General features: G+C 71.8%; 8 protein-coding genes. 2 read left to right on the top strand and 6 right to left on the bottom strand.

From position 1 onward, the window contains the following. Nucleotides 1–3: 3 nt before the first annotated feature. Nucleotides 4–228: a DUF433 domain-containing protein gene (locus HYV93_16335; protein ID MBI2527540.1), complete on the top strand. Its 225-nt coding sequence runs from the start codon at nt 4–6 to the stop codon at nt 226–228. Beyond that, nucleotides 212–532, top strand: a complete 321-nt coding sequence (locus HYV93_16340; GenBank protein ID MBI2527541.1) for a DUF5615 family PIN-like protein — start codon at nt 212–214, stop codon at nt 530–532. Before HYV93_16335 ends, HYV93_16340 begins: the two co-directional genes overlap by 17 nt. A 48-nt stretch (nt 533–580) precedes the next feature. On the opposite strand, the gene mce is transcribed toward HYV93_16340, so the two are convergent. From mce to HYV93_16370, 6 genes are all read right to left on the bottom strand, one after another. Beyond that, on the bottom strand, nt 581–994 hold the full coding sequence (gene mce / locus HYV93_16345) for a methylmalonyl-CoA epimerase (protein MBI2527542.1): 414 nt from the start codon (nt 992–994) through the stop codon (nt 581–583). Nucleotides 995–1,010: 16 nt separating this feature from the next. Beyond that, nucleotides 1,011–2,192: an acyl-CoA dehydrogenase family protein gene (locus HYV93_16350; GenBank protein ID MBI2527543.1), complete on the bottom strand. Its 1,182-nt coding sequence runs from the start codon at nt 2,190–2,192 to the stop codon at nt 1,011–1,013. Then, nucleotides 2,189–3,529, bottom strand: coding sequence for an AMP-binding protein (locus HYV93_16355; protein ID MBI2527544.1), 1,341 nt, complete (start codon nt 3,527–3,529; stop codon nt 2,189–2,191). Before HYV93_16355 ends, HYV93_16350 begins: the two co-directional genes overlap by 4 nt. Further along, nucleotides 3,526–4,569, bottom strand: coding sequence for a nitronate monooxygenase (locus HYV93_16360; GenBank protein ID MBI2527545.1), 1,044 nt, complete (start codon nt 4,567–4,569; stop codon nt 3,526–3,528). The genes HYV93_16355 and HYV93_16360 overlap by 4 nt, the downstream gene beginning before the upstream one ends. Next, entirely contained in the window at nt 4,566–6,029 is a 1,464-nt protein-coding gene (locus HYV93_16365) for an AMP-binding protein (protein MBI2527546.1), read from the bottom strand. Before HYV93_16365 ends, HYV93_16360 begins: the two co-directional genes overlap by 4 nt. Before the next feature lie 4 nt (nt 6,030–6,033). Continuing rightward, nucleotides 6,034–6,219, bottom strand: a 186-nt coding sequence (locus tag HYV93_16370; protein ID MBI2527547.1) for a C4-dicarboxylate ABC transporter, incomplete at its 5' end; no start/stop codon positions are given.

Here is a 6,219-nt window from a genome sequence, read left to right on the forward strand (position 1 = left end):
AGCATGACGCCGCTCAGCCAAGTGCTCCACAGCGATCCCGACATCCTCGGGGGAACGCCGGTCTTCGTCGGCACGCGTGTCCCGGTGCAGTCCCTCTTCGACTACCTCGAGGGGGGCGAAACCCTCGACGAGTTTCTCCGGCAGTTCCCATCGGTAAAGCGCGAGCAGGCCGTCGCTGCGCTCGACCTCGCACGCGACTCGCTCCTGGGCGGTGCGCGTTCTTCTTGACGAGCAACTCCCGCTAGCCCTCGCCCAGGAGCTCCACAATCACGACGTCCAGACCGTCGTCGGCCGTGGCTGGGCGGGCATCAAGAACGGCGAGCTGCTCCGCCTGATGCGCGGCGCCTATGATGTGCTCGTCACCATGGACCGAAACCTGGAGTTCCAGCAGAACCTCTCGGCCCTGCCCTTCAGCGTCATCCTGGTCCGCGCGCCATCCAACCGGATGTTGCATCTCCGGCCGCTCATCCCGATGATTCTGGACGCGCTCGCGGGGGTCACTCCGGGACAGCTTCACCGGGTGGGTGCCTGACGGCCGTAGCGACGCGCGGGTGTCCGGACTCAGATGCGACGCCAGCTCTCACCGCTCGCGCGCGCGCTGGACCAGTTCAACGAGCACGTTCCCGGTGCTGGTCGGGTCGAGGAAGGCGATGCGACTGCCCTGGTGGCCCGGCCGCGGCGTCTCGTCCAGGAGGCGCACGCCCTTGGCCCGGAGCTCCGCCAGCGCCCCGTCGATATCCTCGACCTCGAGGCAGATGTGGTGGAGTCCCTCCTGGCCCTCCCGGACCAGCCTCGCGTACTTGCCGTCGGGCGTCGTCCCGTGGAGCAGCTCCACCATGGACTCGCCCACCGGGTACATGCCGATCCTGACCTCGTACGCCGGCAGATCCTCCACCTCGGCCAGCCGCAGCCCCAGGCACTCCTCCCACACCGCGCGGCTCTGTGCGAGATCCTTGACCACGATCCCGACGTGCTCGATCCGCTTGATCTTCATGTCACGCCCTGGCCTCCTATCCGAGACCCATCATGCGCGCGATGAGGTTGCGCTGGATCTGGCTCGAGCCGTCGCCGATGACGAAGAGCCGCGCGTCGCGGAAGTGGCGCTGGATGTCGAACTCGAGCGTGAAGCCGTAGCCGCCGTAGACGCGCATGGCGTCCGAGGTGACCCGGACCAGGGCCTCGGTGGCGTAGAGGTTCGCCATGGAGGCCTCCTTCATGCAGGCAATCCCCTGGTCGACGAGCCAGGCGGCCCGGTAGAGGAGGAGCCGGGCGGCGTCGGTAGAGACCTGCAGATCCACCAGCATGTGGCTGATGGCCTGGAAGGCGCCGATGGGCTGGCCGAACTGCTCCCGCTGCTGCGCGTAGCGGACGGCGTCGTCCACCACGCGCTGGGCGCAGCCGACGCAGTACGCGGCCTGCGAGAGCCGCACCCGCTCGAGCGTGGCCTTGATCGCCGCCCAGCCCCCGTCGAGGGGGCCCAGGAGCGCCGACCGCGGCACGCGCACGCCGTCGTAGTGCACCTCGTAGAGCCCGCCCGCGCCCCGCATGCCGAGCTTCTCGATCCGGCGGTAGGTGATCCCGGGCGTCCGCGGGTCGACCAGGAAGAGGCTGATGCCCTTGTGCTTGGGCGCTCGCGGATCCGTCCGCGTCGCCACGAGGAGGCAGCCGCTCTCGGCGGCGCCCGTGGTGAAGATCTTGGTGCCCGTGATGACGAACTCGTCCCCCTCGGCCACCGCCCGCGTCTGCAGCGAGGCCGCGTCGGAGCCGGCATCGGGCTCGGTGAGCGAGAAGGCGAAGACCATCTCCCCCGCGCATACCCGGGGCAGGTAGTGGCGCTTCTGCGCCTCCGTCCCGAACCGGACGATCGTGTGGGTGCCGAAGCCGATGGCGAAGTTCAGGAGGGAGGCGATGGACAGCGACGCCCGCCCCATCTCCTCGAGGAGCACCGTCGCGTCCACGGTGCTGCCCCCCGCCCCGCCGTACTCCGGCGGGACGGCGAGGCTCGTGAAGCCGAGCCGGGCCATCTTCGGCAGGAGCTCGGCGTGGGGCGCCCGGCCGGTGGCGTCCAGCTCGCGGAGGTACTCGGGCGTGAGCTCCTTCGCGGCGAAGTCCCGGACCACCCGGCGCAGCATCTCCTGCTCCTCGGTGAGGTGGAACCCGAGGCCTCCGGCCCCCGCGGTCCCGGCGCTCATCGCCTGTCCACCAGCCGCTCGGCCTTGGCCTGCCGCGCGGGATCATAGATGTCGTCGAGGGCCACGAACTCCACGCGGGGGCGAACCCCCACGGCGCTGGCCGCGCCCCCCACCACCATCGCCGCCAGGGCGTCCCGGTCGGCCCGCCCCGTGGCCACCCGCACCAGCATCTCGTCCATGGAGAAGGGGTCACGGGGGTCCTGGCGGGTGAGCACCACCTGGAAGTCGTCCACGCCGGGGACGCCCCGGAGCGTGTCCAGCAGCACCGCAGGATTGATGAGCATGCCTTTCACCTTGATGAGGTCTCTGGTCCGGACGATGGGCCCCACGATGCGGTCCCCGCTGCGCCCGCAGTGCGGACAGAGTTCGTGGGTGAGGCTCACGATGTCGCCGACCAGGTAGCGGATGAGCGTCGTGCCGCGCCGGTTCAGGTGCGTGAGGGCCAGCATGCCGCGGGCCCCGTCCGGCAGCCGGGCCCCCGTGTCGGGATCCACGACCTCGTGGAAGATCACCTCCGGGGCCGGGTTGTGCCAGTCGCCCTCCTCGCGGCACTGGGCGTGGGCCCCGGACTCCGTGGAGCCGTAGCGGTCGAAGATGACGGGCCCGGCCGCCCCGAGGGCGCGCAGCCGCGCCCGCATGTCCTCGCGCAGGGCCGGGGAGGAGGCCTCCCCCGTCACCGCGCACATGCGCACGCTCGTGAAGTCGGCGCCGAGCTCGGCGGCCCGCATGATCACGCGCCGCACGAAGCTCGTCACCCCCCAGAGCACCGTCGCCCTGTGGCGCTCCACCATGCGCACCGCGTCGTCCAGCGACCGGTGGACGCCGAACTCGCCATGGGGCGCGCCGGTGAGGGCCCCCACGAGCGCGGCCCCGGCGGCGTAGGCATTGGGCTCGGAGCGGACGAAGGCGCCCATGGCTGCGGGCGTCAAGGGGAAGAGGTTGGCGAGGATGTCCCGGTCGGTGATGCCCGCGATCCCGGCGACTCGCCGGGCCTGGAAGAGATAGGCCTGATAGTCATGAGTGGTGACGTAGAGTGGCGTCGGCTCTCCCGTGCTCCCCGTGGTGTAGTTGACCTCCCACAGCGCGCGCTCGTGCAGCGGCAGCTCCGGGCAGTGGAGCCGGAAGCTCTCCGGATCGGCCATGAGCTCCTGCTTCGAGGTGAAGGGCAGCAGGACGAGGTCGGCCACCGAGCGGATCCGGCTCACATCCACGCCGGCCTCGGCCCATCTCCGGCGGTAATGGGCGTGGCCGCGGGCGCAGAGGGCCAGCTGCCGGACGAGCTTCTCGTCCTGGACGCGGCGGATGGCCTCGAGCGGCTGGCGGAGGAGATCGGTCACCGGGAGAGCGCCTCCTGCGTCTCCGCGACGAGCCGCGCCACCACCTCGGCCGCCGGCGGGATATCACTGATCCCGCCGGCCACCTGCCCCGTCGGGAAGTTGGCGATGTCCACCCGCCCTGCCGCCTTCGCGGGCACCACCAGCGGCTCCATCCAGATCCGCTGCCAGGGCATGGGCAGGATCTCGCCCTCATGCCCCTTCCACCGCTCGGTGAACCGGTTCCTGAGAACGCGGCTCGGCTTGCCGGTGTAGGAGCGCGAGACCACCGTGCCCTCCTCGGTGACTTCCAGGATCTTCTTCTTGTGGCTCTCGTGCGCCGCGGACTCCAGCGTGGCCAGGAAGCGGGTGCCGATCCACGCCCCGTCGGCGCCCAGCATCAGGGCGGCCGCCACCCCCCGCCCGTCGGCGATGCCGCCGGCCGCCAGGACCGGCACCGACACGGCATCGACCACCTGTGGGACCAGCACGAAGGTCGTGACGGCGCCCACGTGCCCTCCCGCCTCCGCGCCCTGGGCGATGATCACGTCCACGCCCAGGTCGGCGAGGCGGCGCGCCTGGCGCACGGTGCCGACCAGGGACATGACGAGGGTGCCCGCGCGATGGGCCTCGCGGACCAGCCACTCGGGCGTGCCGAGTGCCGCGACGAGGACGGGCACCCGCTCGCCGAGCGCCACCTCGACCTGCCCCCGGGCCAGCTCGAGCGTGAGCGGCGGGGGCGGGCTGCCGCGCAGCCCCTCCACCTCGGGCAGGAGGTCAGCCAGGAAGGGGGGAAACCGCGGGATGGCGCGCGCCCCCAGCTCGGCCGGGATGTCGGTGGGGATGAGGAGGTCGACGCCGAAGGGCCGGTCGGTGATCCGGCGGACGGCGGCGATCTCCTCGCGGAGCGCCTCCGGCGTGAGGAAGGTGGCGCCCAGCACCCCCATGCCTCCCGCCGCCGAGACCGCGCCCGCCAGCGGGGCCAGGGTGACGCCGCCCATGCCTGCGGCGACGAGTGGGTACTCGATGCCCAGGCGATCGCAGAGGCGCGTGCGGAGCCTCATCGGGCCGCCCGCCGCGTGAGCTCTTGCCGGGCGATCTTGCCGCTGGTGGTGCGGGGCAGCTCGGCCAGGAACTCGATCGCCCGGGGCTTCTTGTAGCTCGCCATGCGGGCCCGGCAGTGCGCGATGATGTCGTCCGCCGAGGCGTGATGCCCCGGACGGAGCTGGACGAAGGCTGTGACGGCCTCGCCCCACTCCGGGTCGGGGCAGCCGACGACGGCTGCCTCGTGCACGGCCGGGTGCATGTAGAGCACGCGCTCGACCTCGGCGGGATACACGTTGAGCCCGCCCGTGATGATCATCTCCTTCCTCCTCCCCACGATGTAGAGGAAGCCGTCCTCGTCGAAGCGGCCGAGGTCGCCCGGGCAGAACCAGTCGCCGGAAAACGCCGCCGCCGTCGCCTCGGGGTTGCGGAAGTACTCCGTCATCAGCGCGGGGCCGCGCGAGAGGATCTCGCCTTCCTCCCCGAGCCGGAGCTCCTTGCCGAAGACGCTGAGCCCGACGGAGTCTCCCTTTTCGGCCTCGAGCCAGGGCGGCAGCACCGTGATGCCGCCAGACTCCGTCGAGGAGTAGAACTGGTAGAGGTTCGGGGTGACCTGCTCGAGGACCCCGCACCGCGTCTCCGCGGGCAGGGCGGCGCCGCTCGAGATGAGGCAGCGGAGGCTCGAGGTTCCGGCCGTCGCCACCGCGGGCGTCGCCAGGAGGCGGCGGAGCATCGTCGGGACCGTGAAGCAGGTCGTGATGCGCTCGCGCGCGATCGTGGCCAGGGTGCGCTCCGGGTCGAAGTCGGGATCGATGAGGACGGTGCCCCCCCGGATGAGATGGGCGAGGGCGAAGGCGCGCCCGCCGCCCTGGGCCAGCGGCGTGTTGGACAGGAACGTGTCTCCGGGACCGATCCCGAAGTCGAAGGCGTAGATGGGCATCCGCCAGAGCATGGAGCGGTGGCTGAGGACGATGCCCTTGGGGAGCCCCGAGGTCCCCGAGGTGCAGCCGATCACGAAGGGCGCGTCCATGGGGACGGGCCGGAGGGCCTCCCCGGCGTCGGCTCGCGCCAGGAGCGCCTCGTAGTCGCGCTCCAGGCTGAGCCGCGGCCCGTCGATGGCGGGGAGCAGCGCGCGCGTGGCCTCCTCGTGGAGAACGGCCCGCGGCTCGTAGAGCTCCACGGCATGCCGGATCTCGTCCGGGCGCCACCGGTGGTCCACGGGCGCCGCGACGATCCCCGTCTTGGCCGCCGCCAGGAGCGCCTCGAGATGCTCGAGCCGGTCCGCCAGGAGCAGCAGCAGCCGATCGCCGGGGCTGAGGCCGAGCCCCGTGAGGGCATGGGCCAGCCGGTTCACGCGCTCGTCGAGCGCCCGGTAGCTGAGCGCGCGGCGGCCCTGCCGGACCGCGACCTTGGCGGGCTCCCGCCGGGCGGCCCAGACGAGGCCGTGGGCGACGTTCCAGGCGCTCTGCGCCGGGTCCATCCGCCTACTTCACACCTTTCTCGTCGTAGTAGCGCTTGGCGCCCGGGTGGACGGCGATGGGGTTGTCCAGCAGCGCCGTCTCGAGCCGGATCTCGCTGGCGCCGGCGAAGAGGCCGCGCATGTCCGGCATGTGCTTGACCATGGCCGCCGTGAGGCGGTAGACGAAATCCTCGGACAGGTCGCGGCTCGC

This window comes from Candidatus Rokuibacteriota bacterium (assembly GCA_016188005.1).
Lineage (GTDB): Bacteria > Methylomirabilota > Methylomirabilia > Rokubacteriales > CSP1-6 > UBA12499.

What these genes read in the sequence shown, in the direction of transcription:
- HYV93_16360 (MBI2527545.1), bottom strand. Translation starts at nt 4,569, where the DNA reads ATGAGGCTCCGCACGCGCCTCTGCGATCGCCTGGGCATCGAGTACCCA.
- mce (MBI2527542.1), bottom strand. Translation starts at nt 994, where the DNA reads ATGAAGATCAAGCGGATCGAGCACGTCGGGATCGTGGTCAAGGATCTC.
- HYV93_16350 (MBI2527543.1), bottom strand. Translation starts at nt 2,192, where the DNA reads ATGAGCGCCGGGACCGCGGGGGCCGGAGGCCTCGGGTTCCACCTCACC.
- HYV93_16365 (MBI2527546.1), bottom strand. Translation starts at nt 6,029, where the DNA reads ATGGACCCGGCGCAGAGCGCCTGGAACGTCGCCCACGGCCTCGTCTGG.
- HYV93_16335 (MBI2527540.1), top strand. Translation starts at nt 4, where the DNA reads ATGACGCCGCTCAGCCAAGTGCTCCACAGCGATCCCGACATCCTCGGG.